Annotated in this window: 26 protein-coding genes; 3 read left to right on the forward strand and 23 right to left on the reverse strand. The window is 66.6% G+C overall.

Annotated features, from left to right (window positions below):
• Nucleotides 1-3: 3 nt before the first annotated feature.
• Nucleotides 4-1,854: a glutamine--fructose-6-phosphate transaminase (isomerizing) gene (gene glmS / locus ACFVWR_RS08565; protein WP_387210059.1), complete on the reverse strand. Its 1,851-nt coding sequence runs from the start codon at nt 1,852-1,854 to the stop codon at nt 4-6.
• 43 nt (nt 1,855-1,897) lie between these two features.
• On the opposite strand from glmS, the gene coaA reads away from it, so the two are divergent.
• Entirely contained in the window at nt 1,898-2,863 is a 966-nt protein-coding gene (coaA, locus tag ACFVWR_RS08570) for a type I pantothenate kinase (protein WP_387210061.1), read from the forward strand.
• Between the two features lie 78 nt (nt 2,864-2,941).
• Nucleotides 2,942-3,247, forward strand: coding sequence for a helix-turn-helix domain-containing protein (locus tag ACFVWR_RS08575; protein WP_387210063.1), 306 nt, complete (start codon nt 2,942-2,944; stop codon nt 3,245-3,247).
• A gap of 356 nt (nt 3,248-3,603) precedes the next feature.
• On the opposite strand, the gene glmM is transcribed toward ACFVWR_RS08575, so the two are convergent.
• The 4 genes from glmM to ACFVWR_RS08595 form a co-directional block, all read right to left on the reverse strand.
• Entirely contained in the window at nt 3,604-4,965 is a 1,362-nt protein-coding gene (glmM, locus tag ACFVWR_RS08580; RefSeq protein ID WP_387210065.1) for a phosphoglucosamine mutase, read from the reverse strand.
• A 27-nt stretch (nt 4,966-4,992) separates the two neighbouring features.
• Nucleotides 4,993-5,490: a 30S ribosomal protein S9 gene (gene rpsI, locus ACFVWR_RS08585; protein WP_387210067.1), complete on the reverse strand. Its 498-nt coding sequence runs from the start codon at nt 5,488-5,490 to the stop codon at nt 4,993-4,995.
• 48 nt (nt 5,491-5,538) lie between these two features.
• Nucleotides 5,539-5,985, reverse strand: a complete 447-nt coding sequence (gene rplM, locus ACFVWR_RS08590; RefSeq protein ID WP_387210069.1) for a 50S ribosomal protein L13 — start codon at nt 5,983-5,985, stop codon at nt 5,539-5,541.
• 293 nt (nt 5,986-6,278) lie between these two features.
• Nucleotides 6,279-7,148: a tRNA pseudouridine synthase A gene (locus tag ACFVWR_RS08595; RefSeq protein WP_387210071.1), complete on the reverse strand. Its 870-nt coding sequence runs from the start codon at nt 7,146-7,148 to the stop codon at nt 6,279-6,281.
• Nucleotides 7,149-7,237: 89 nt separating this feature from the next.
• On the opposite strand from ACFVWR_RS08595, the gene ACFVWR_RS08600 reads away from it, so the two are divergent.
• Nucleotides 7,238-9,217 (forward strand): acyltransferase family protein, encoded by a 1,980-nt coding sequence (locus ACFVWR_RS08600; protein ID WP_387210073.1) that lies wholly within the window; start codon nt 7,238-7,240, stop codon nt 9,215-9,217.
• 27 nt (nt 9,218-9,244) lie between these two features.
• Here ACFVWR_RS08600 and ACFVWR_RS08605 read toward each other — a convergent pair whose 3' ends face one another.
• From ACFVWR_RS08605 to rplX, 18 genes are all read right to left on the reverse strand, one after another.
• The gene (locus tag ACFVWR_RS08605; RefSeq protein ID WP_387210075.1) at nt 9,245-10,294 is read right to left on the reverse strand and encodes a GNAT family N-acetyltransferase; all 1,050 of its coding nucleotides are present in this window, start codon (nt 10,292-10,294) and stop codon (nt 9,245-9,247) included.
• Between the two features lie 113 nt (nt 10,295-10,407).
• The gene (gene rplQ / locus ACFVWR_RS08610) at nt 10,408-10,956 is read right to left on the reverse strand and encodes a 50S ribosomal protein L17 (protein WP_387210077.1); all 549 of its coding nucleotides are present in this window, start codon (nt 10,954-10,956) and stop codon (nt 10,408-10,410) included.
• 68 nt (nt 10,957-11,024) lie between these two features.
• The gene (locus ACFVWR_RS08615; RefSeq protein WP_387210079.1) at nt 11,025-12,020 is read right to left on the reverse strand and encodes a DNA-directed RNA polymerase subunit alpha; all 996 of its coding nucleotides are present in this window, start codon (nt 12,018-12,020) and stop codon (nt 11,025-11,027) included.
• Between the two features lie 123 nt (nt 12,021-12,143).
• Nucleotides 12,144-12,542, reverse strand: coding sequence for a 30S ribosomal protein S11 (gene rpsK / locus ACFVWR_RS08620; protein WP_055821293.1), 399 nt, complete (start codon nt 12,540-12,542; stop codon nt 12,144-12,146).
• A 41-nt stretch (nt 12,543-12,583) separates the two neighbouring features.
• Complete coding sequence (gene rpsM / locus ACFVWR_RS08625) at nt 12,584-12,958, reverse strand: 30S ribosomal protein S13 (RefSeq protein WP_387061967.1); 375 nt, start codon at nt 12,956-12,958, stop codon at nt 12,584-12,586.
• Between the two features lie 163 nt (nt 12,959-13,121).
• Nucleotides 13,122-13,235, reverse strand: coding sequence for a 50S ribosomal protein L36 (gene rpmJ / locus ACFVWR_RS08630; RefSeq protein WP_021759549.1), 114 nt, complete (start codon nt 13,233-13,235; stop codon nt 13,122-13,124).
• 78 nt (nt 13,236-13,313) lie between these two features.
• The gene (infA, locus tag ACFVWR_RS08635; RefSeq protein WP_021759551.1) at nt 13,314-13,535 is read right to left on the reverse strand and encodes a translation initiation factor IF-1; all 222 of its coding nucleotides are present in this window, start codon (nt 13,533-13,535) and stop codon (nt 13,314-13,316) included.
• Nucleotides 13,536-13,705: 170 nt separating this feature from the next.
• The gene (gene map, locus ACFVWR_RS08640; protein WP_387210081.1) at nt 13,706-14,536 is read right to left on the reverse strand and encodes a type I methionyl aminopeptidase; all 831 of its coding nucleotides are present in this window, start codon (nt 14,534-14,536) and stop codon (nt 13,706-13,708) included.
• 5 nt (nt 14,537-14,541) lie between these two features.
• Nucleotides 14,542-15,150, reverse strand: a complete 609-nt coding sequence (locus ACFVWR_RS08645; RefSeq protein ID WP_387210083.1) for an adenylate kinase — start codon at nt 15,148-15,150, stop codon at nt 14,542-14,544.
• A complete protein-coding gene (gene secY, locus ACFVWR_RS08650; RefSeq protein ID WP_387210085.1) occupies nt 15,147-16,469 on the reverse strand; it encodes a preprotein translocase subunit SecY in 1,323 nt (440 codons plus the stop codon). Before secY ends, ACFVWR_RS08645 begins: the two co-directional genes overlap by 4 nt.
• A gap of 113 nt (nt 16,470-16,582) precedes the next feature.
• Complete coding sequence (gene rplO / locus ACFVWR_RS08655; protein ID WP_387210087.1) at nt 16,583-17,329, reverse strand: 50S ribosomal protein L15; 747 nt, start codon at nt 17,327-17,329, stop codon at nt 16,583-16,585.
• Nucleotides 17,329-17,514 (reverse strand): 50S ribosomal protein L30, encoded by a 186-nt coding sequence (gene rpmD / locus ACFVWR_RS08660; protein ID WP_387210089.1) that lies wholly within the window; start codon nt 17,512-17,514, stop codon nt 17,329-17,331. The genes rplO and rpmD overlap by 1 nt, the downstream gene beginning before the upstream one ends.
• The gene (gene rpsE / locus ACFVWR_RS08665; protein ID WP_387210091.1) at nt 17,514-18,221 is read right to left on the reverse strand and encodes a 30S ribosomal protein S5; all 708 of its coding nucleotides are present in this window, start codon (nt 18,219-18,221) and stop codon (nt 17,514-17,516) included. The genes rpmD and rpsE overlap by 1 nt, the downstream gene beginning before the upstream one ends.
• Nucleotides 18,218-18,589 (reverse strand): 50S ribosomal protein L18, encoded by a 372-nt coding sequence (rplR, locus tag ACFVWR_RS08670; RefSeq protein WP_387210093.1) that lies wholly within the window; start codon nt 18,587-18,589, stop codon nt 18,218-18,220. The genes rpsE and rplR overlap by 4 nt, the downstream gene beginning before the upstream one ends.
• 2 nt (nt 18,590-18,591) lie before the next feature.
• On the reverse strand, nt 18,592-19,128 hold the full coding sequence (gene rplF / locus ACFVWR_RS08675; RefSeq protein ID WP_387210095.1) for a 50S ribosomal protein L6: 537 nt from the start codon (nt 19,126-19,128) through the stop codon (nt 18,592-18,594).
• Nucleotides 19,129-19,134: 6 nt separating this feature from the next.
• Nucleotides 19,135-19,533: a 30S ribosomal protein S8 gene (gene rpsH / locus ACFVWR_RS08680; RefSeq protein ID WP_387210097.1), complete on the reverse strand. Its 399-nt coding sequence runs from the start codon at nt 19,531-19,533 to the stop codon at nt 19,135-19,137.
• A gap of 104 nt (nt 19,534-19,637) precedes the next feature.
• The gene (gene rplE / locus ACFVWR_RS08685) at nt 19,638-20,225 is read right to left on the reverse strand and encodes a 50S ribosomal protein L5 (protein ID WP_387210099.1); all 588 of its coding nucleotides are present in this window, start codon (nt 20,223-20,225) and stop codon (nt 19,638-19,640) included.
• On the reverse strand, nt 20,225-20,587 hold the full coding sequence (gene rplX / locus ACFVWR_RS08690) for a 50S ribosomal protein L24 (RefSeq protein ID WP_163287595.1): 363 nt from the start codon (nt 20,585-20,587) through the stop codon (nt 20,225-20,227). The genes rplE and rplX overlap by 1 nt, the downstream gene beginning before the upstream one ends.
• Nucleotides 20,588-20,590 lie beyond the last annotated feature (3 nt).

Genomic DNA, 20,590 nt, shown 5'->3' on the forward strand with positions numbered 1-20,590 from the left:
CGCTTACTCGACCGTGACCGACTTGGCCAGGTTGCGCGGCTGGTCGACGTCGAGGCCCTTGGCCGCCGACAGCTCCATCGCGAAGATCTGCAGTGGAACCACCGCGAGCAGCGGCTCGAACAGGGGCTCGGCGAGGGGGATGCGGATGACCTCGTCGGCGAAGGGGAGCACAGCGGCGTCACCGGCCTCGGCGATCGCGATCACGCGGGCGCCACGGGCGCGGATCTCCTGGATGTTCGAGACGACCTTCTTGTGCATCTCGTCGGAGAAGCGAGGGCTCGGCACCACGACGAACACGGGCTGGCCCGGCTCGATCAGCGCGATCGGGCCGTGCTTGAGCTCGCCCGCCGCGAATCCCTCGGCGTGGATGTACGCGAGCTCTTTGAGCTTGAGCGCACCCTCGAGCGCGATCGGGTACCCGACGTGACGGCCGAGGAAGAGCACCGAGCGGGTGTCGGACATCCAGCGGGCCAGCTGTGCGATGGTCTCGTGCGATTCCAGCACGGTCGCGATCTTCTCGGGCACCGCGGCGAGCTCGTCGATGGCCTCGCGCTGTACGGCGTCGGTCAGTGTGCCGCGCACGCGCGCCAGGTGGAGGCCGAACAGGTACAGGGCGGTGATCTGCGCCACGAACGCCTTCGTCGAGGCCACGGCGACCTCGGGGCCGGCGTGCGTGTAGAGCGCGGCGTCCGACTCGCGCGGGATGGTGGCGCCCTGGGTGTTGCAGACCGAGATCGTCTTGGCTCCGGCGTCGCGGGCGTACTTCACGGCCATGAGGGTGTCCATGGTCTCGCCCGACTGGCTGATCGAGATCACCAGCGTGCCCTGGGAGATCACCGGCTCGCGATACCGGAACTCGTGGCTCAGCTCCACCGAGACGGGAACGCGGGCCCACTTCTCGATGGCGTAGCTGCCGACCATCCCGGCGTAAGCGGCCGTGCCGCAGGCGATGATGGTGATGCGGTCGACGCCGGCGAGCGCGTCGTCACCGAGCGTGTCGAGCTCCGGGATGTGCACGGTGCCGTCGACGAGGCGGCCGCGCAGGGTGTTCGCCACCGCATCCGGCTCTTCGGCGATCTCCTTGGCCATGAACGACGACCAGCCGCCCTTCTCGGCCGCCGACGCATCCCAGGCGACCTCGAACGGCTCGACCTCGACGGGAACGCCCCCGAAATCGGTCACCGTCACGGAGTCGGGCGTGATCGTCACGATCTGGTCTTGACCGATCGCCATGGCATTGCGGGTGTACTCGACGAAGGCCGCGACGTCGGAGCCGAGGAAGTTCTCGCCGTCACCGAGCCCGATCACGAGCGGGGAATTGCGGCGGGCGCCGACCACGACGTGCGGCTGGTCCTTGTGCAGGGCGAGCAGCGTGAACGCGCCCTCGAGCCGGGAGACGACACGGCGGAACGCCTCGTTCAGATCGCCGGTGGCGTGGTACTCGCGGCCGAGGAGGACGGCTGCGACCTCGGTGTCGGTCTCCGACTCGAACGTGAAGCCGTCGGCGAGCAGCTCGTCTTTGAGCGTCGCGAAGTTCTCGATGATGCCGTTGTGGATGACGGCGAGCCTGCCGTCGTCGCCGAGGTGAGGGTGGGCGTTGACGTCGGTCGGGCCGCCGTGGGTCGCCCAGCGGGTGTGCCCGATCCCCGTGCCGCCGTTCGGGATGGGGTGGCTCTCGAGCTCGCCGACCAGCGCGGACAGCTTGCCCGCCTTCTTGGCGGTGCCCAGCTCACCGTTCGGGCCGATGACCGCGACACCCGCGGAGTCGTACCCGCGGTACTCCAGACGCTTCAGCCCGCCGAGGAGCACCTCGAGGCTCTTATCCGTTCCGACGTACCCGACGATTCCACACATGCAGCCGATTTTAGCCTGGGCGGACACCCTAGACTTGACGCCTATGGCGGAGCACGGCGCAGCACAAGGCGGATCCACAGGCAACGGCGAGTCGTCCCCCTTCGTCGAACTGTCGCGAGCCGACTGGGCCGATCTCGCCGAGAGCACGGAGCTCCCGCTCAAAGAGACCGAGATCGTGCAGTTGCGCGGGCTCGGCGATCCGCTCGACATGCGCGAGGTCGAAGAGGTCTATCTGCCGCTCAGCCGGCTGCTGAACCTCTATGTCGGTGGCGCCAAACAGCTGCACCGGGTGACCAGTCAGTTCCTTGGAGAGCGTGCGGCGAGCACGCCGTTCGTGATCGGCGTGGCCGGGTCGGTCGCTGTCGGCAAGTCGACCATCGCCCGCCTGCTGCGCGAACTGCTGTCGCGCTGGGACGACACTCCTCGCGTCGAACTCGTCACGACCGACGGCTTCCTCCTGCCGAACGCCGAGCTCGCCCGTCGTGGGTTGATGGAACGCAAAGGGTTTCCCGAATCGTACGACCGTCGCTCGCTGCTGCGGTTCGTCACCGCGGTGAAGAGCGGCGCCGCCGAGGTGCGGGCGCCCTTCTACTCGCACCTGAGCTACGACATCGTGCCCGACGCCGAGATCGTCGTGCGCCGCCCCGACGTCCTGATCGTCGAAGGGCTCAACGTGCTGCAGCCGGCGGGGGGCGGCAACCGTCTGGCGGTGAGCGACCTCTTCGATTTCAGTGTGTACGTGGACGCGCGCACCCGCGACATCGCACGCTGGTACGAGGAGCGCTTCCTCAAACTGCAGCGGGGCGCGTTCGCGAATCCCCAGTCGTACTTCCACCGGTTCGCGGAGCTCACCGAGGAGCAGGCGCGCGGGCGAGCGGCCGGCATCTGGAGCAGCATCAACGAGCCCAACCTCACCCAGAACATCCGGCCGACGCGCTCGCGGGCGAAGCTGGTGCTGCGCAAAGGCGCCGATCACACGGTCAGCTCGGTGCTGCTCCGCAAGCTCTGACGTCGTCCGACCTGAGGCATAAGAGCCACAGGTTTGTGAACTCTGGTCATGGCGGCCTGTGTGCCGTACTCATGAGGTATGCCAGCCCCTCGCTCCCGCGCCGCCGAGCTGTTCGGCGAGCGGGTGCGCAAAGCGCGGCTCGCGCTCGGCTTCAGCCAGGAGCACATCGCCAACCTCGCAGACATGCACGTGACCAACTACGGTCGCATCGAACGCGGAGAGGCCAACTCGGAGTTGCACACGATCGTGCGCCTGGCGACAGCACTCGACACCGATCCCGCCGAACTGCTGGCGGGACTCTACGGCGCGGGGATGCTCCCCGGTCGCACGCGCGCGTTCTCCGTCACCGACTTCATCGCGGCACAGAAGGCCGCCGACGACTAGAGGGCCTAGCCGGAACTGGCTGTACAAACCTGGGTCGTTGTTGACGCGGGAGAGAGCTCCGTCGTCCCGGGCGCTTACGAGGGGCGAGTCCTTGCGGCCTCAGCCCCTTTCCCGCCCGCAACAACGCGCCCCTCGCCCCTCGCCCGGCGGATCTTCCGCGCGTCGCGGGCCGGACGCCGGACGCCGGACGCATCCCGGCAAGCACCCACAAAAACGAGGGGTCCCAACACGCCGTCTGGCGCAGGCGCCTCACGGCGCGTTGGGGCCCCTCGATGGGAGTGCGGCAGCGGCAGGGGCGGCGCTGCTCTCGAAGGCCTCGTGATCGACCGAATCAACTACGGTCGAGGTCAGAACAGCTAGAGGGCCAGCCGCTCGCGCACGACGTCGGCGAGCTCGTTGGCCAGCCGTTCCGCCGTGCCCTGATCGGCGGCTTCCACCATCACGCGCACGAGTGGTTCCGTGCCGGACGGCCGCAACAGCACGCGCCCGGTGTCGCCGAGCGCTGCCTCCGCCGCCTGAACGGCGGCCTTCAGCACTTCATCCGTGTGCACGGCGTGGTGGTCGACGTTCTTCACGTTCACCATCAGCTGCGGGTAGACCGTCATCGCCTGGGCGAGCTCGGCCAGCGACTTGTGCTGGCGGGCCATCTCGCTGAGCAGGTGCAGTCCGGTGAGGATGCCGTCACCCGTCGTCGCGAAGTCGCTCATGATGACGTGGCCCGACTGCTCGCCGCCGAGCGAGTATCCGTGCTCGTTCATCTCCTCGAGCACGTACCGGTCACCGACCGCCGTCTCGACGATGCGGATGCCGTTCTCTTTCATGGCGAGCTTGAGGCCCAGGTTGCTCATCACCGTCGCCACGAGCGTGTTGTCGCGCAGCTTGCCGCGCTCCTTCATGCCGAGGGCGAGGATGGCCATGATCTGGTCGCCGTCGACGACGTTGCCGTTCGCATCGATCGCGAGGCACCGGTCGGCGTCGCCGTCGTGGGCGATGCCGACGTCGGCTCCGGCCGCGAGCACGGCTTCGGCGAGGTTGTCGAGGTGGGTGGAGCCGACCCCGTCGTTGATGTTCATGCCGTCGGGCGAGTCGCCGATGACGGTGACGCGGGCGCCCGCGTCGGTGAAGACCTCCGGCGACACACCGGCGGCGGCGCCGTGCGCGCAGTCGAGCACCACGTGGATGCCGTCGAGACGGTGCGGAAGGCTCGCGAGGAGGTGCACGACGTACCGGTCTTCGGCGTCGGCGAATCGGCGGATGCGCCCGACCGCCGCACCCGTGGGAGCGAGCTTCTCGAGGCCGAGGTGCTCCTCGATGCGGTCTTCGACCTCATCCGGGAGCTTCGTGCCGCCGCGGGCGAAGATCTTGATGCCGTTGTCGGGCGCCGGGTTGTGGGATGCGGAGACCATCACGCCGAAGTCGGCGTCGATGTCCGAGATCAAGAAGGCCGCTGCCGGGGTGGGGATGACTCCCGCGTCGAGCACGTCGATTCCCGAGCTGGCGAGCCCGGCGGCGACGGCGGCCGAAATGAACTCGCCCGAGACTCGAGGGTCACGGGCGACGATCGCCACCGGACGTCTACCGGCGGCACGCCGCGCCTCGGCGCTGCGGCCTCGCGTCAGAACAGCAGCAGCTGCCTGAGCGAGACCGAGCGCGAGGTCGGCGGTGAGGGATCCGTTCGCGAGTCCGCGGACTCCGTCGGTACCGAAAAGGCGGGGCATGTACCGAAGCCTAAGCGTTGGGAACGCTTAGCGCTTGGAGAACTGCGACGCCTTGCGGGCCTTCTTGAGACCAGCCTTCTTGCGCTCGATGACGCGAGCGTCACGGGTGAGGAAGCCGGCCTTCTTGAGGGTGGCGCGGTTGTTGTCGCGGTCGATCTCGTTCAGCGCACGGGCGATCGCCAGACGCAGAGCGCCGGCCTGACCCGAGGGGCCGCCGCCGGTGATCTTGGCGACCACGTCGTACCCGCCGATGAGGTCGAGAACCTTGAACGGGTCGGTGATGAGCTGCTGGTGCAGCTTGTTGGGGAAGTAGTCGGCGAACTCACGGCCGTTGACCGTGATGGTGCCGGAGCCCGGAACGAGCCGCGCGCGGGCGATGGCCTGCTTGCGGCGGCCGACGGCCGCACCGGGAACGGTGAGGACGGGGCGCTGGGCCTGGGGGGCCTCGCTTGCCGGGGTCTCGGTCGAGTAGGACTCGACGTTGTCGGCCTGGGCCGACTCGATGCTGTCTGCGATCTTCGCCACGATGGTGATAATCCTTTGTCTCTAAGTCTTAAAGGTCTGCTGGCGCGCTTACTGCGCGACCTGGCCGAGGGTGTACGGCTTCGGCTGCTGGGCGGCGTGCGGGTGCTCGCTTCCCGTGTAGACCTTCAGCTTGCGGAGCTGGGCGCGGCCGATCGAGTTCTTGGGGAGCATTCCACGGATGGCCTTCTCCACAGCGCGGGTCGGGTTCTTCTCGAGGAGCTCGGCGTAGGTGACAGCCGACAGGCCGCCCGGGTAACCCGAGTGGCGGTATGCCTTCTTCTGGGCTGCCTTGGAGCCGGTGAGGGCGACCTTCTCCGCGTTGACGATGATGACGAAGTCACCGGAGTCCATGTGCGGGGCGAAGGTGGCCTTGTGCTTTCCACGGAGGAGAGCGGCGGCGTGGCTGGCGAGACGACCGAGCACGACGTCGGTCGCGTCGATGACGACCCAGTCGCGCTGGATCTCGTCTGCTTTCGGGGTGTAAGTGCGCGTCACAGTAGTGGCTGCTTTCTGTATCGAACGGAGGTGTTCGTGAATCCCGCTCCAGGACGGTTGTCGTCTCGAGGAGACGGAAACCGATCAATCGGAGGGCTCACGTTCGTGGGTCGTGCCGCAGTGGCACAGACACCAAAGATCAATAGTACGCGAGCCCGCCCATCGCGGTCAATTCGGCCCGCGTCGCGTCGCGTCCCGCCGCCTCCCGCCGGAGAATCCGGCACATCCCGGCCCATTTCTCCGGCACGACGGTCGACACGCCGCACCCCCGGCCGAGTTCTCCGGCGCGAGCGCTACAGCGAGCGCATCGCCCGGGTCTGCTCCGCGCGGATCGCGAGGCCGATGTCTTCGGGGTAGCCGACCTGGGTGAGGGTCAGCCCTCTCGCGGGCATCACCCGGAAGGCGCTCGTGCGCTTGCGTTCGTCACGCAGGGTGACGAGATCGGATGCCCGCAGCTTTCCCTCCCCCACCGTGACGCAGCCGCCGACCAGGGCGCGAACCATGCTGTGGCAGAAGGCGTCGGCCTCAACCGACGCGATGAGCACGCCGTCGGCATCGCGGGCCCAGGCGAAGTTCAGGAGGGTCCGGATGGTCGTCGAGCCGGTGCGGGGCTTGCAGTAGCTCGCGAAGTCGTGGAGGCCCAGAAGGCTGACTGCTGCTTCGTCCATGGCGGGGAGGTCGAGCTCGGTCGGTAGCCAGGAGGTGCGGTGACGCTGCAGCGGGTCGCGCAGCGAGATACTGTCGGCGACCCGGTATTCGTAGCGGCGCCAAATGGCGGAGAACCGGGCGTCGAAGCCCGCCGGGGCCACCGACGCCCTCGTTATGACGACGTCGGGCACGGGGCCGAAGATGCCGTTCAGCCGGCGCGCGAGGGTCGTGCCCGCATCCGTGGGGGCGGCATGTCCGCGCGGCTTGAGCAGCGTCTTCACCTGGTCGGCGGTCAGATCGGCGTGGGCGACCTGACCCCGGGCGTGCACCCCGGCATCCGTTCGGCCGGCGACGATGAGCTGCGGTGCGCCGCCGTGCCTGCGGAAGATCGTCGCCAACGCCGCCTCGATCTCGCCCTGCACGGTTCGCAGCCCGGGCTGGATCGCCCAGCCGTTGAAGTCGGTGCCCTGATAGGCGATGTCGAGCCGAAAACGGGTTGTCGCCGGGGTGTCCACACACCAATTCTAGGGAGGCGGAGAACTGTCAGCGGGCGTTGTTATCGTGGAGGTTCTCGTCGCTCGACTCGACCCCGATGACTCCACCTGTGACTTCCAGCCTGACTTCCCCCGCCCCTCCCCCTGCCCCACCAGAGCTCTCCCTCCACCCGGAGATCTCCCTGTCCCGCCCCGCCGTCGGCGCCAAGCGGTTCGCGGGATTGGACGGCCTTCGCGCCGTTGCCGTCGCCGCCGTGCTGGTCTACCACCTGTTCCCCGGCATCCTGCCAGGCGGCTTCATCGGCGTCGACGTGTTCTTCGTGATCAGCGGATTCCTCATCACGAGTCTGCTCATGCGCGAGCGCGCCCGCACCGGGAGGATCGGCCTCAAGCGCTTCTGGGTGCGCAGAGCGCGACGTCTCATGCCCGCGATCGCCGTGCTCGTGGTGGTGTGCTCGACGGCGGCGCTCGCGATCGGCGGCGACGTGCTCGTCGGCCTCGGGCGTCAGGTGCTGGGCGCGGCGACGTTCAGTGCCAACTGGCTCTCGATCGCGGCGAACAGCAGCTACTTCGCACAGGACGCGCCCGAACTGTTTCGGCATCTCTGGTCGCTCGCCGTCGAAGAGCAGTTCTACCTCGTCTGGCCCATGGCGATCCTCGCGCTCGCGCTGGTGCGCTCGTGGTGGGTGCGGCTCGCGATCGTCGGCTCGATCGCCCTCGCATCCGCGGCCGCCATGTTCGTGCTCTACACACCGGGCGGCGACCCGACGAGGGTCTACTTCGGTTCGGACACCCACAGCTTCGGGCTGGCCATCGGGGCAGCTGTCGCCATCCTGGTCTCGCGGATGCGCCCGATCGACCTGGATGCCGGCGAGACCGCCATGCAGGCCTTCACCCGTCGCGGTCTGCCCGCACTGGGCCTCGCGTCGTTCGCCGGCGTGCTCTGGGCCGCCTGGGCGATGCACGACGACGCAGCGTTCACCTACCGCGGCGGACTCGTCATCGTCAGCGCGCTGACGGGCATCGTGATCTGGGCTGCCGTGTCGCCGGGCTCCTGGCTGGGCCGCGCGCTCGACGCGCGCCCGCTGCGCTACGTCGGCACGCGGTCGTACGGCCTGTACCTCTGGCACTGGTCGGTGTTCGTGCTCGTCTGCGCCATCATCCCCGACGAGAACGACCCCTCGGTCGCCGCGCTCGTCGGCCTGGGCTCGCTCGCGATCGCGACCGCCGCCACCCTTCTCTCGTATCGCTACGTCGAGCTCCCGATCCGCCGACACGGTGTTCGCGGAGTGGTGCGGCTCGGCGCGCGACGGATGCGCGCCTCGGCCGGTGCACGAACCGCCGGCATCGCCACGATCACCGTCGCCACACTGTTGACGGTCGGCACCGCCGCCGCGATCGTGCTGGCCCCCACGGGCACCGGGGCGCAGGGTTTCATCGAGAACGGCAAGGCGTCTCTCCAGAACCAGCCGCAATCGCAGCATCCTGCGACGCATAGGCCGCCGACCGGAGACTGGGAGACGCTGCGGGTGCCGCCCGACCCGCATCCCGTGGCCACCGGGCCCGACATCTCGGCCTTCGGCGACTCGGTCATGCTCGCCTCCGCGCCCGCGTTGCAGGAGAGGTTCCCGGGCATCTCGATCGACGCGGTGGTGTCACGCCAGATGAGCAAGGCGCCGGACCTCGTTCAGCACGCGAAGGCGGCCGGGTCCCTTCGCAAGGTCGTGCTCGTGGGCCTCGGCACCAACGGATCGATCTCCGCCGATTCACTCGAGCGCTTGCGCCAGACGATCGGCGACGACCGCCGACTGGTGCTCGTGTCGGTGCAAGCCCCGCGTTCGTGGACCCCCGGCGTGAACGAGACGCTTCGCGCTTTCGCCGGCGAGCATCCGAAACAGGTCGTCATCGCCGAGTGGCAGCAGTCGATCGCCCCGCATCTCGATCTGCTCGCCGACGATCAGATCCATCCGGGCATGAAGGGCGGCCGAATCTATTCCGACGCCCTGCACAGTGCACTCCTGCGCCTCGCGGAACGCTCCCCCGTGCGCGTTGCGAATCCCTGGGACAAAGCGGGCCCGCGCCCCCAATAGGCGGACTGCCCGGCCGCCCGGGTCGGGTCAGAATTCTCGGGTGAGCGCCAGCTCCGAGGTGGTGGGGCGAAATCCGGAGCGCGTGTACAACCCGAGTGCGCCCGTCGGGCTCTCCGAGTCGACGTCGAGCGTGACCCTCTCCCAGCCCTGGTCGGCGCAGGCACGCAGCACGCGGCCGAGCAGCGAGGGAGCGATCCGTCGCCCGCGCCAGGCCCGTCGAGTGCCGACGAACCCGATGTAGGCGCCCGTGAATCCCTGAGCCGTCCAGTCGTCTTCGTTGACCTGGCAGAGCACGAAGCCGACCACCTCGGTTCCGCTGTCGCCCTCTGCGAGAGCGACAAAGGAGACATCCGGCCGGAAGCTCCCGTCGCGCCACGCCTGCCACTGCTCCGGGCTCATCGGCTGACTGGCCCAGTGATCGCGGAAGGAGTCGGTGATGGCCGCGTGCGTCGCCTCGACCAGGTCGTCCGAGAACGGCACGATGCGGATGCCGGGGTGCGGCTCCACCTCATCGATCCGCTCGCTGAGGTCTCGCTCCAGGGCCACGAAGTAGCGCGCGATGGAGAAACCCGCGCGCTCCAGCAGTCGCACGTTCTGCGGCGCCCGCTCGTCCGCATAGGCGAGAATCCAGGCCGGCAGTCTTTTCTCTGAGGCCGCGAGCTGCTGCTGCGCACGAGTCTGCGACCAGGCGAGGAGCTCACGGCCGATGCCCTGACCGCGGTGGTCTGGATGCACGCCGCCGCGCAGGAAAGACCGAACGAGGGTCCTCTGCAACGGAGGCATCACGACGAGGCCGACCGCCATGAAGGTTCCGTCGGCCGCGACAGCGATGATCGAATCGGTCGAGAGGTCGACGAACGAGTACCCGAAGTCCTCCTCCGCCTCCTCACGCGACGTCAGATAGTTGGGGTGGTCGGCGCCGTCGATCGCCTGCATCAGCTGCCAGACCGCCTCGACGTCGTCCGCCGTCGCTGCCCGCCACTCGGCGACCAGCGGATGCGCGGGGCGGTAGCTCGCCGGTGCGGTGAGACGCTCGTTCACCGGCTTCAGGTCGTCGGGTGCAAGGTTGTCGGCCATGCGCTCCACTGTATCCGCGTGTATCCACGTCGAGATCTCGGGGCTCGCTGCCCGAACAGCAGAAGGCCCCGCATCCGAGAACGGATGCGGGGCCTTCGAACCTGCGGAGGGTGTTACGCCTTCTCGGCCTCAGCCTCGGCGGTGGTCTCCTCGGAGGCAGCGGCGTCGCCGGTGCTCTCCTCGACGACCTCGGCCTCGGTGGCCTCGGTCTCGGCGGTGGCCTCGGCCGGCGCCTCTTCAGCGACGGGCTCGGCGACCGGAGCGGCCTTCGTGGACGACTTGGTCGACTTCACCTTCGGGGTGACGGGCTCGAGAACGAGCTCGATCTGCACCATGGAAGCGTTGTCGCCCTTGCGGAACCCGAGCTTGGTGATGCGGGTGTAGCCGCCCTCACGCTCAGCGACCAGCGGAGCGATCTCGGTGAAGAGCTCGTGCACGACGGTCTTGTCGTGGATGACGGTGAGCACACGACGACGGGCGTGCAGGTCGCCGCGCTTCGCGAACGTGATGAGACGCTCGGCGAGCGGACGAAGGCGCTTCGCCTTGGTCTCGGTGGTCTTGATGCTCTTGTGCGTGAAGAGCGCAGCCGCCAGGTTGGCGAGCATCAGACGCTCGTGCGCGGGGCCGCCTCCGAGGCGGGGGCCCTTGGTGGGCTTGGGCATGATCGGTTATCTCCAGTTTGTGAAAGTCGTCAGTGGTGATCTGTCAGGGCTCGTCGCGAAGACGAATCTCAGACGTTGGTCTCGTCTTCTTCGTAGCCGCTGTAGAAGTGGGCGCCGTCGAAGCCGGGAACCGAATCCTTGAGCGAGAGGCCCATCTCGGTGAGCTTGTCCTTGACCTCGTCCACCGACTTCTGACCGAAGTTGCGGATGTTCATCAGCTGCGTCTCCGAGAGCGACACGAGCTCGCTCACGGTGTTGATGCCCTCACGCTTGAGGCAGTTGTACGAGCGGACCGACAGGTCGAGATCCTCGATCGGCATCGACAGCTCGGAGCTGAGAACGGCGTCGACCGGCGCGGGGCCGATCTCGATGCCCTCGGCAGCGGTGTTCAGCTCGCGGGCGAGGCCGAACAGCTCGGTCAGCGTGCGGCCGGCCGAAGCGATGGCGTCGCGCGGGCTGATCGCGGGCTTGGTCTCCACGTCGACCACGAGGCGGTCGAAGTCGGTGCGCTCACCGGCACGGGTGGCCTCGACGCGGTACGTGACCTTGAGAACCGGCGAGTAGATCGAGTCGATCGGGATCTGGCCCGCCTCGCTGTACTCGTTGCGGTTCTGGGTCGCCGACACGTAGCCGCGGCCACGCTCGATGGTCAGCTCGACCTCGAACTTCGCCTTCTCGTTGAGAGTGGCGATGACGAGCTCGGGGTTGTGGATCTCCACACCGGCGGGCGCCGAGATGTCGGCGGCCGTGACCTGGCCGGAGCCGGTCTTGCGGAGGTAGGCGGTGATGGGCTCGTCGTGCTCGCTCGAGACCACGAGACCCTTGATGTTCAGGATGATCTCGGTGACGTCTTCCTTCACGCCCGGAACGGTGCTGAACTCGTGCAGAACACCGTCGATGCGGATGCTCGTCACGGCAGCGCCGGGGATCGAGGAGAGGAGCGTGCGGCGAAGCGAGTTGCCGAGGGTGTACCCGAAGCCGGGCTCGAGCGGCTCGATGACGAACCGCGAGCGGAACTCCGAGATGTTCTCTTCGGCGAGCGTAGGACGCTGTGCAATCAGCACTGTTTATTCCTTTCGGCTAAGTGTCCGCTATATGACACTTGCGTTAGATCGCGTGCGAGGGATGGCGTCGGCGAAGCCGGCGGCATCCCTCGCTTGCGAGAAAATGGATACTGCTACAGCTACTTAGACGCGGCGACGCTTCGGCGGGCGGCAACCGTTGTGCGCCTGCGGGGTCACATCGTTGATCGAACCGACCTCGAGGCCGGCGGCCTGAAGCGAGCGGATCGCGGTCTCGCGGCCCGAGCCCGGACCCTTGACGAAGACGTCGACCTTCTTCATGCCGTGCTCCTGCGCCTGACGCGCGGCCGACTCGGCGGCGAGCTGTGCGGCGAACGGGGTCGACTTGCGCGAACCCTTGAAGCCGACGCCACCGGATGACGCCCAGCTGATGACCGCACCGGTGGTGTCGGTGATCGAAACGATGGTGTTGTTGAACGTCGACTTGATGTGGGCCTGGCCCACGGCGATGTTCTTCTTCTCTTTCTTGCGCGGCTTGCGAACGGCCGACTTGGGTGCTGCCATGATTTCTCCTGAATCCTAAAGGCGAGGCTGCTGGCTAAGGCCTAGCGAGCCTTCTTCTTGCCGGCCACGGTGCGCTTCGGGCCCTTGCGGGTGCGAGCGTTGGTCTTGGTGCGCTGTCCGCGGACCGGGAGGCCCTTGCGGTGGCGAATACCCTCGTAGCTGCCGATCTCGACCTTGCGGCGGATGTCGGCGGCGACCTCACGACGAAGGTCACCTTCAACCTTGAAGTTGCCTTCGATGTAGTCGCGGAGGGCGACGAGCTGGTCGTCGGAGAGATCCTTGACGCGGATGTTGCCGTCGATGCTGGTGTCGGCGAGGGTCTTGAGTGCCCGCGTGCGTCCGACGCCGTAGATGTAAGTGAGTGCGACCTCCACGCGCTTTTCGCGCGGGATGTCAACGCCTGCTAGACGTGCCATTGTGGCTTGCTCCTGTGAGTGTGTGGAGGTCTGCAGCAACTCCGGTGCCCCGGCCTCCAACCGGGGGTGTCCCCTGCCGAAGCAGGTTCTGGTGTTGCCATCGTTTCTTTATTGAGTTGTGAGCGACCGGCGGGATTCGCATCCCACCGGTCGCCGGCTGCGATCAGCCCTGGCGCTGCTTGTGGCGCGGGTTCTCGCAGATGACCATGACCCGCCCGTTACGACGGATGACCTTGCACTTGTCGCAGATCTTCTTGACGGAAGGCTTGACCTTCATAGTTCTCTTACCTTTGTTCGCTGTCCTCGTACCTCGCCCGGGGCAACCCGATGGCGTGGCCGTTACTTACAGCAGCCTTTACTTGTAGCGGTAGACGATCCGGCCGCGGGTCAGATCGTAGGGGCTCAGCTCTACGATCACTCTGTCCTCGGGGAGGATTCGGATGTAGTGCTGACGCATCTTGCCGGAGATGTGGGCAAGAACCTTGTGGCCGTTCGTCAGCTCGACGCGGAACATCGCGTTGGGCAGCGCTTCGACAACAGATCCTTCGATCTCGATGACACCGTCTTTTTTGGCCATAGCCTCACTGTCGCTAAAAGTAATGATTGCTGGTCGTGCGTTGATTGTGATGTCGGCACGCGAAAAACGCGGTCAAGACACCAAGGATCAATCTTAGGTCATTGCCCGCGAATTCGCGAATCCCTGTGTATCATCCCCGTTCGCTTTGCGCGATCGGACGAGGCGGGCGATCAAGCGATCGGAGTCGGGACGATGCCGAGCGGGGCGAGACGCGCCGCGCCGCCGTCTTCGGCGGTGAGCACCCAGATGCCGTCCTTGTGCACGGCGACGCTGTGCTCCCAGTGGGCGGCCGCCTTGCCGTCTTCGGTCGCGACAGTCCAGCCGTCGTCTTTCACGTACGTGTCGGGGCCGCCGAGAACCACCATCGGCTCGATCGCGACGACCAGGCCCGGCTTCACCTCCGGCCCCTTGGCGCGCACGCGGTAGTTGAACACGGGCGGTTCCTCGTGCATCCGCCGGCCGATGCCGTGACCGATGTAGTCGGTGAGGATGCCGTACTCGCCTTGGGAGAGGATGTAGTCTTCGACGGCCTCGCCGACCTCGTTGAGATGGGAGGCCGACGCGAGGCGCGCTATCCCCCGCCAGAGCGACTGCTCGGTCACGTCGGAGAGCTTCTGCCGCTCCGCGACGAGCTCGGGGCGCGCCGGGTCGGGCAGCACGAACGTTCGGGCCGCATCCCCGTTCCACCCGTCGAGGATGGCGCCGCTGTCGATGGAGACGATGTCGCCGGGCTGCAGGATGCGCGAGCCCGGGATGCCGTGCACGACCTCGTCGTTCACCGACGCGCAGACCGTGTGGTGGTAGCCCTGCTCGAGCTTGAAGTTGGGCTTGCCGCCGGCCGCGAGGATCGCCAGCTCCGCGAGCGCGTCCAGTTCGAGCGTCGAGAGCCCTGCGGCCACCGTCTGCTGCACGGCGTCGAGCGATGCCGCGGTCGCGAGACCCGGCGCCACCATCAGCCTCAGCTGAGCGGGCGACTTGTACAGGGAGCGCTTGAAGACCAAGGAGACTAGGCCACCGACTCGTCGCGCTCGGAGACGGGAAGGACGCCCCGCTCGCCGAGCGCCGACTTGATGCGGCCGGCGACATCGTCGACGGCTCCGAGGCCGTCGACCTCGATCAGCAGACCACGGTCGCGGTACACGTTGATGAGCGGCGACGTCTCTCGCAGGTAGACCTGCTGGCGGTGACGGATGGCCTCCTCCGAGTCATCGGCACGGCCCTGCTCCTGCGCACGCTTCGTGAGGCGGGAGACGATCTCGTCCTGGTCGGCGACCAGCTGCACCACTCCATCGAGCTTCTGCCCCTTCGACGCCAGGAGGTCGTCGAGGTAGTGCACCTGCTCCAGCGTGCGGGGGTAGCCGTCGAGCAGGAACCCGGCCTGAGCGTCGTCCTCTTCGAGACGACCCTTGACGAGCTCGTTGGTGAGGGAGTCGGGAACGTAGTCGCCCGCGTCCACGATCGCCTTGACCTGCACGCCGAGCGGCGTCTCGTTCTTGATGTTCGCGCGGAAGATGTCGCCCGTCGAGATGTCGGGGATCCCGTAGGTGCTGGTGATGCGCGCTGCCTGCGTGCCTTTACCGGCGCCGGGGGGTCCGACGATCAGGAGACGGGTCATCGCAGCAGCCCTTCGTAGTGCCGCTGCTGGAGCTGCGAGTCGATCTGCTTGACCGTCTCCAACCCCACACCGACGATGATCAGGATCGAGGTACCGCCGAACATGAAGTTCTGACTGGCCCCGATCAGCGCGAACGCCACCAAGGGGATCAGCGCGATCAGACCCAGATAGATGGCACCGGGGAGGGTCACTCGAGTCAGAACGTAGTCGAGGTACTCGGCGGTCGGACGCCCGGCGCGGATGCCCGGGATGAAGCCGCCGTACTTCTTCATGTTGTCGGCGACCTCTTCAGGGTTGAACGTGATCGCCACGTAGAAGTAGGTGAAGCCCACGATGAGGAGGAAGTACAACAGCATGTAGAGCGGGTGGTCGCCCTTGGTGAGGTAGTTGGTGATCCAGGTCACCCACGCCGCCGGAGCCTGACCGGCCGCCGGCTGGTTGAACTGCGCGATCAGGGCGGGCAGGTACAACAGCGACGATGCGAAGATCACAGGCACGACACCGGCCATGTTGACCTTGATCGGGATGTAGGTGTTGTTGCCGCCGTAAGTGCGCCGGCCGACCATCCGCTTGGCGTATTGCACAGGGATGCGCCGCTGCGATTGTTCGACGAAGACCACCGCCATCACGATCAGCAATCCGATGGCGATCACCACGATGAGCAACTCGATGCCCTGCGACTGCGCGATGGCGATCAGCGAGGTCGGGAACTGCGCCGCGATGGACGTGAAGATCAGCAGGGACATGCCGTTGCCGATGCCGCGCTCGGTCACGAGCTCGCCCATCCACATGATGAGGCCCGTGCCGGCGGTCATGGTGATGACCATGAGCATGATGGCGTACCAGGAGTCGTCGGTGATGAGCTGCGTGCACTGGGAGACCGCGGTCGTTCCGAACAGTGCGCCGCTGCGGGCGACGGTGATCAGCGTGGTCGACTGCAGGACGCCGAGCGCGATCGTGAGGTAACGCGTGTACTGCGTGAGCTTGGCCTGACCGGCCTGGCCCTCTTTGTAGAGGGTCTCGAAGCGCGGAATGACCACACGCAACAGCTGCACGATGATCGACGCGGTGATGTACGGCATGATGCCGAGCGCGAAGATCGAGAGTTTGAGGAGCGCGCCACCCGAGAACAGGTTGACGAGCGAGTAGAGGCCGGAGGTGTCCTGATTAGCGTTCAGACACGCCTGCACGTTGCCGAAATCGACGAACGGCGCCGGGATGAACGATCCCAGACGGAAGAGGGCGATGATACCCAGGGTGAAGGCGATCTTCCGGCGAAGATCTGGCGTGCGGAAGATCCGCGCGACGGCGCTAAACAAGTTGCGTCCTGCTTTCCTGTAAGGAGTCAGCCGGGTGACCAGATGGCCTGATCACCCGACTGCACTACTTTACGGGGTCATTGCCGGAACCTGAGATTCCGAGACCCGGGTGACTACTTGACGGACCCACCTGCGGCGACGATCTTCTGCTCGGCGGAGCCGGAGACCTTGTCGACCACAACGTTCAGCTTAACCGCAATGTCTCCATTGCCGAGAACCTTGACCTTCTCGTTCTTGCGAACGGCGCCCTTGGCGACGAGATCGGTGACGGTGACGTCACCACCCGACGGGTAGAGCTCGGCGAGCTTCTCCAGGTTCACGACCTGGTACTCGACGCGGAAAGGGTTCTTGAAGCCGCGAAGCTTCGGAGCCCGCATGTAGAACGGCAGCTGGCCACCCTGGAAGCCGGGGCGCACCGAGTAGCGCGCCTTGGTTCCCTTGGTACCGCGACCGGCCGTCTTACCCTTCGAGCCTTCACCGCGTCCGACGCGGGTCCGGTCCTTCTTGGCGCCGGCGGCGGGGCGGAGGTGGTGGACCTTGAGCACGTGCTCGCGGTTCTCCGTGGTCTCAGCCTTTTTCGCTGCGGGCTTGTCGGCCTTGGCGGCGACGGTGTCGTCCTTCGAAGAAGCAGCAGCCTTGGGTGCGGCAGCCTTCGCAGGCGCCTTCTTCTCGGCGGGCTTCTTCTCGGCGGGCTTCTTCTCGGCGGCCGGCTTGTCGGCGGCAGCCTTGGCAGGAGCCTTCTTCGCAGCGGCGGCCTTGGGGGCCGCAGCCTTCGCAGGCGCCTTCTTCTCGGCGGCCGGCTTGTCGGCGGCAGCCTTCTTGGTTGCTTCCTTTTCGGCGGCGTTCTTAGCGTCGGCCATTAGTCAATCTCCTCGACCTTGACAAGGTGAGCGACGGTGTTGACGTACCCGCGGTTCTGCGAGTTGTCCTCGCGAACCACGACGTCACCGATGCGCTTCAGACCCAGGCTGCGAAGCGTGTCGCGCTGGTTCTGCTTCTCACTTATTTTGGATTTGATCTGCGTGATCTTCAGACGAGCAGCCATCAGGCACCTGCCTTCGCGGTCGCGGCGGCCTCAGCCAGCGCTGCCTCGGTACGAAGCAGACGCGCGGGGGCGACCTGGTCGTAGTCGAGCCCACGACGGGCTGCGACTGCACGGGGCTCCTCGAGCTGCTGCAGCGCCTCGACGGTCGCGTGCACGATGTTGATCGTGTTCGACGAACCGAGCGACTTGCTGAGCACGTCGTGGATGCCGGCGCACTCGAGCACGGCGCGCACGGGGCCACCGGCGATAACACCGGTACCGGCGGCGGCGGGGCGCAAGAGCACCACACCGGCTGCGGCCTCACCCTGCACCGGGTGCGGGATGGTGTTTCCGACGCGGGGGACGCGGAAGAAGTTCTTCTTCGCCTCCTCGACGCCCTTCGAGATCGCGAGCGGCACCTCACGGGCCTTGCCGTACCCGACACCGACCAGACCGTTGCCGTCTCCGACGACCACCAGGGCGGTGAAGCTGAAGCGACGACCACCCTTGACGACCTTCGAGACGCGGTTGATGGTCACAACGCGCTCGAGGAACTGGCTCTTGTCTGCGTCGCGGCTACCGCGATCACGGTTGGGGTTGCGCTCACGACCGCCGCGGCGAGCCTCACGAGGCTCGTTCTGCGTGCTGGTTGTGGATGCGGCGGTCTCCACCGGCGCGGCTGCATCCGAGGCCACAGTCTGCTCCTTGTTGTTCTGTACGTCGCTCACAGGTTCAATCCACCCTCTCGAGCTCCTTCGGCGACAGCTGCGACGCGACCCGCGTACTTGCTGCCACCACGGTCGAATACGACGGCGTCGATGCCCGCAGCCTTCGCGCGCTCGGCGACGAGCTCGCCGACCTTGCGGGACTTGGCGGTCTTGTCACCGTCGAAGCTGCGGAGGTCTGCCTCCATCGTCGAGGCGGACGCCACGGTGCGGCCCTGGCTGTCGTCGACGACCTGCACGAACACGTGACGGGCCGAACGGGTGACGACGAGACGGGGACGGAGCGCGGTGCCCTCGACCTTCTTGCGAAGGCGAGTGTGGCGGCGCGAACGCGCAGCGGACTTGCTCTTTCCTCTGGTTCCGAGAGCCATGGTTACTTACCAGCCTTTCCGGCCTTGCGGCGGACAACTTCGCCGGCGTAGCGCACACCCTTGCCCTTGTAGGGCTCGGGCTTGCGGATCTTGCGGATGTTGGCGGCGACCTCACCGACAGCCTGCTTGTCGATCCCGCTGACGGTGAGCTTGTTGTTGCCCTCCACCGTGAACGTGATGCCCGCAGGCGGCTCGACGTTGACCGGGTGCGAGAAGCCGAGAGCGAACTCGACGCCCGCGCCCTTCTGCGCCACGCGGTAACCGGTGCCGACGATCTCGAGTCCCTTGGAGTATCCCTCGGTGACGCCGATGATCTGGTTGTTGATCAGGGTGCGGGTCAGGCCGTGGAGCGAACGCGAAGCGCGCTCGTCGTCGGGGCGGGTGACGAGCACCTTGCCCTCTTCCAGCTTGACCTCGATCGGGTTGGCGACGGTGAGCGAGAGCTCACCCTTCGGACCCTTGACGGTGACGGCCTGGCCGTCGATCTTCACATCGACCCCGTTCGGGACGTCGATGGGCAGTCTTCCAATACGCGACATGTCGAACTACCACACGTAGGCGAGGACTTCCCCACCCACGCCCTTCTTCTCAGCCTGCCGGTCGGTCAGAAGACCGGAGGACGTGGACAGGATGGCGACGCCGAGCCCGCCGAGAACCTTGGGGATCTCCGTCGACTTCGCGTACACGCGGAGTCCGGGCTTCGAGACGCGCTTGATACCGGCGATGGAACGCTCGCGGTTCGGGCCGAACTTGAGGCTCAGCGTGAGGGTCTGTCCGACCCGTGCGTCCTCGACGTCCCAGGCGGCGATGTAACCCTCCGCCTTCAGGATGTCGGCGATGTGCGCCTTGAGCTTCGAGTGCGGCATCGACACGGTGTCGTGGTGCGCCGAGTTCGCGTTGCGCAGTCTGGTCAGCATGTCTGCGACCGGATCTGTCATTGTCATTGCAGATGTTTCCTTTGTTCACCAGGTTTCGTTCAGCCGTTACACGACTGACGACCTGTGGTGGAAGCGGGCCGGCCGGTTCGGCCGGCCCGACAGGGTGAGGACTAGTTGGCGGCCTCGTTGGAACGGAAGGGGAAGCCCAGCTGCTTGAGCAGTGCGCGGCCCTCTTCGTCGTTCTTCGCGGTGGTCACCACAGTGATGTCCATTCCGCGAACGCGGTCGATCCTGTCCTGGTCGATCTCGTGGAACATAGCCTGCTCCGTGAGACCGAAGGTGTAGTTGCCGGTTCCGTCGAACTGCTTGTCCGACAGACCGCGGAAGTCGCGGATACGGGGAAGTGCGAGCGAGATCAGGCGGTCGAGGAACTCCCACATCCGGTCGCCGCGCAGTGTGACGTGCGCGCCGATCGGCTGACCCTCGCGCAGCTTGAACTGGGCGATGGACTTGCGGGCCTTCGTGACCTGCGGCTTCTGGCCGGTGATCTTGGTGAGGTCGGCGACCGCACCATCCATGACCTTGCCGTCGCGAGCAGCCTCGCCGACACCCATGTTGACGACGATCTTCACGAGACCCGGCACCTGGTGCGGGTTGGTGAAACCGAGGTCCTTGCTCAGCTGAGCCGAGATCTCGTTCTTGTACTTCTGCTTGAGACGCGGCTGGATTTTGCCAGCAGCGGTTGCAGTGTCTGCCATTACAGGTCCTTACCTGACTTCTTGGCGTAACGAACGCGGACCGTCTTGGAGACGCCGTCCTTCGTCACAGTCTCGGAGCGGAAGCCGACGCGGGTCGGCTTCTTGGTCTCGGGGTCGATCAGGGCGACGTTCGACACGTGGATCGGAGCCTCGTGCGTCTCGATGCCGCCGGTCTTCGTGCCACGCTGCGTCTGTCCGACGCGCACGTGCTTGGTGACGAAGTTGACGCCCTCGACGATGACGCGGTTCTTCTCGACCTGAACCTCGATGACGCGACCCTGCTTGCCCTTGTCGCCGCCACGGGCCTGGCTCGCACCAGAGATGACCTGAACCAGGTCGCCCTTCTTGATGTTCTTCGCCATGAC

The organism is Leifsonia sp. NPDC058292, from assembly GCF_042880955.1.
In the GTDB taxonomy this organism is placed as follows: Bacteria; Actinomycetota; Actinomycetes; order Actinomycetales; family Microbacteriaceae; genus Leifsonia.

What these genes read in the sequence shown, in the direction of transcription:
- infA (WP_021759551.1), bottom strand. Translation starts at nt 13,535, where the DNA reads ATGGCCAAAAAAGACGGTGTCATCGAGATCGAAGGATCTGTTGTCGAA.
- rpsK (WP_055821293.1), bottom strand. Translation starts at nt 12,542, where the DNA reads ATGGCAGCACCCAAGTCGGCCGTTCGCAAGCCGCGCAAGAAAGAGAAG.
- rplR (WP_387210093.1), bottom strand. Translation starts at nt 18,589, where the DNA reads ATGGCTCTCGGAACCAGAGGAAAGAGCAAGTCCGCTGCGCGTTCGCGC.
- rpmD (WP_387210089.1), bottom strand. Translation starts at nt 17,514, where the DNA reads ATGGCTGCTCGTCTGAAGATCACGCAGATCAAATCCAAAATAAGTGAG.
- glmS (WP_387210059.1), bottom strand. Translation starts at nt 1,854, where the DNA reads ATGTGTGGAATCGTCGGGTACGTCGGAACGGATAAGAGCCTCGAGGTG.
- ACFVWR_RS08575 (WP_387210063.1), top strand. Translation starts at nt 2,942, where the DNA reads ATGCCAGCCCCTCGCTCCCGCGCCGCCGAGCTGTTCGGCGAGCGGGTG.
- rpsM (WP_387061967.1), bottom strand. Translation starts at nt 12,958, where the DNA reads ATGGCACGTCTAGCAGGCGTTGACATCCCGCGCGAAAAGCGCGTGGAG.
- rplO (WP_387210087.1), bottom strand. Translation starts at nt 17,329, where the DNA reads ATGGCCGACGCTAAGAACGCCGCCGAAAAGGAAGCAACCAAGAAGGCT.
- glmM (WP_387210065.1), bottom strand. Translation starts at nt 4,965, where the DNA reads ATGCCCCGCCTTTTCGGTACCGACGGAGTCCGCGGACTCGCGAACGGA.
- rpmJ (WP_021759549.1), bottom strand. Translation starts at nt 13,235, where the DNA reads ATGAAGGTCAAGCCTTCCGTCAAGAAGATCTGCGACAAGTGCAAGGTC.
- ACFVWR_RS08645 (WP_387210083.1), bottom strand. Translation starts at nt 15,150, where the DNA reads ATGACCCGTCTCCTGATCGTCGGACCCCCCGGCGCCGGTAAAGGCACG.
- rpsH (WP_387210097.1), bottom strand. Translation starts at nt 19,533, where the DNA reads ATGACAATGACAGATCCGGTCGCAGACATGCTGACCAGACTGCGCAAC.
- coaA (WP_387210061.1), top strand. Translation starts at nt 1,898, where the DNA reads ATGGCGGAGCACGGCGCAGCACAAGGCGGATCCACAGGCAACGGCGAG.
- rplQ (WP_387210077.1), bottom strand. Translation starts at nt 10,956, where the DNA reads ATGCCCAAGCCCACCAAGGGCCCCCGCCTCGGAGGCGGCCCCGCGCAC.
- rplE (WP_387210099.1), bottom strand. Translation starts at nt 20,225, where the DNA reads ATGGCAGACACTGCAACCGCTGCTGGCAAAATCCAGCCGCGTCTCAAG.
- rplX (WP_163287595.1), bottom strand. Translation starts at nt 20,587, where the DNA reads ATGGCGAAGAACATCAAGAAGGGCGACCTGGTTCAGGTCATCTCTGGT.
- ACFVWR_RS08605 (WP_387210075.1), bottom strand. Translation starts at nt 10,294, where the DNA reads ATGGCCGACAACCTTGCACCCGACGACCTGAAGCCGGTGAACGAGCGT.
- rplF (WP_387210095.1), bottom strand. Translation starts at nt 19,128, where the DNA reads ATGTCGCGTATTGGAAGACTGCCCATCGACGTCCCGAACGGGGTCGAT.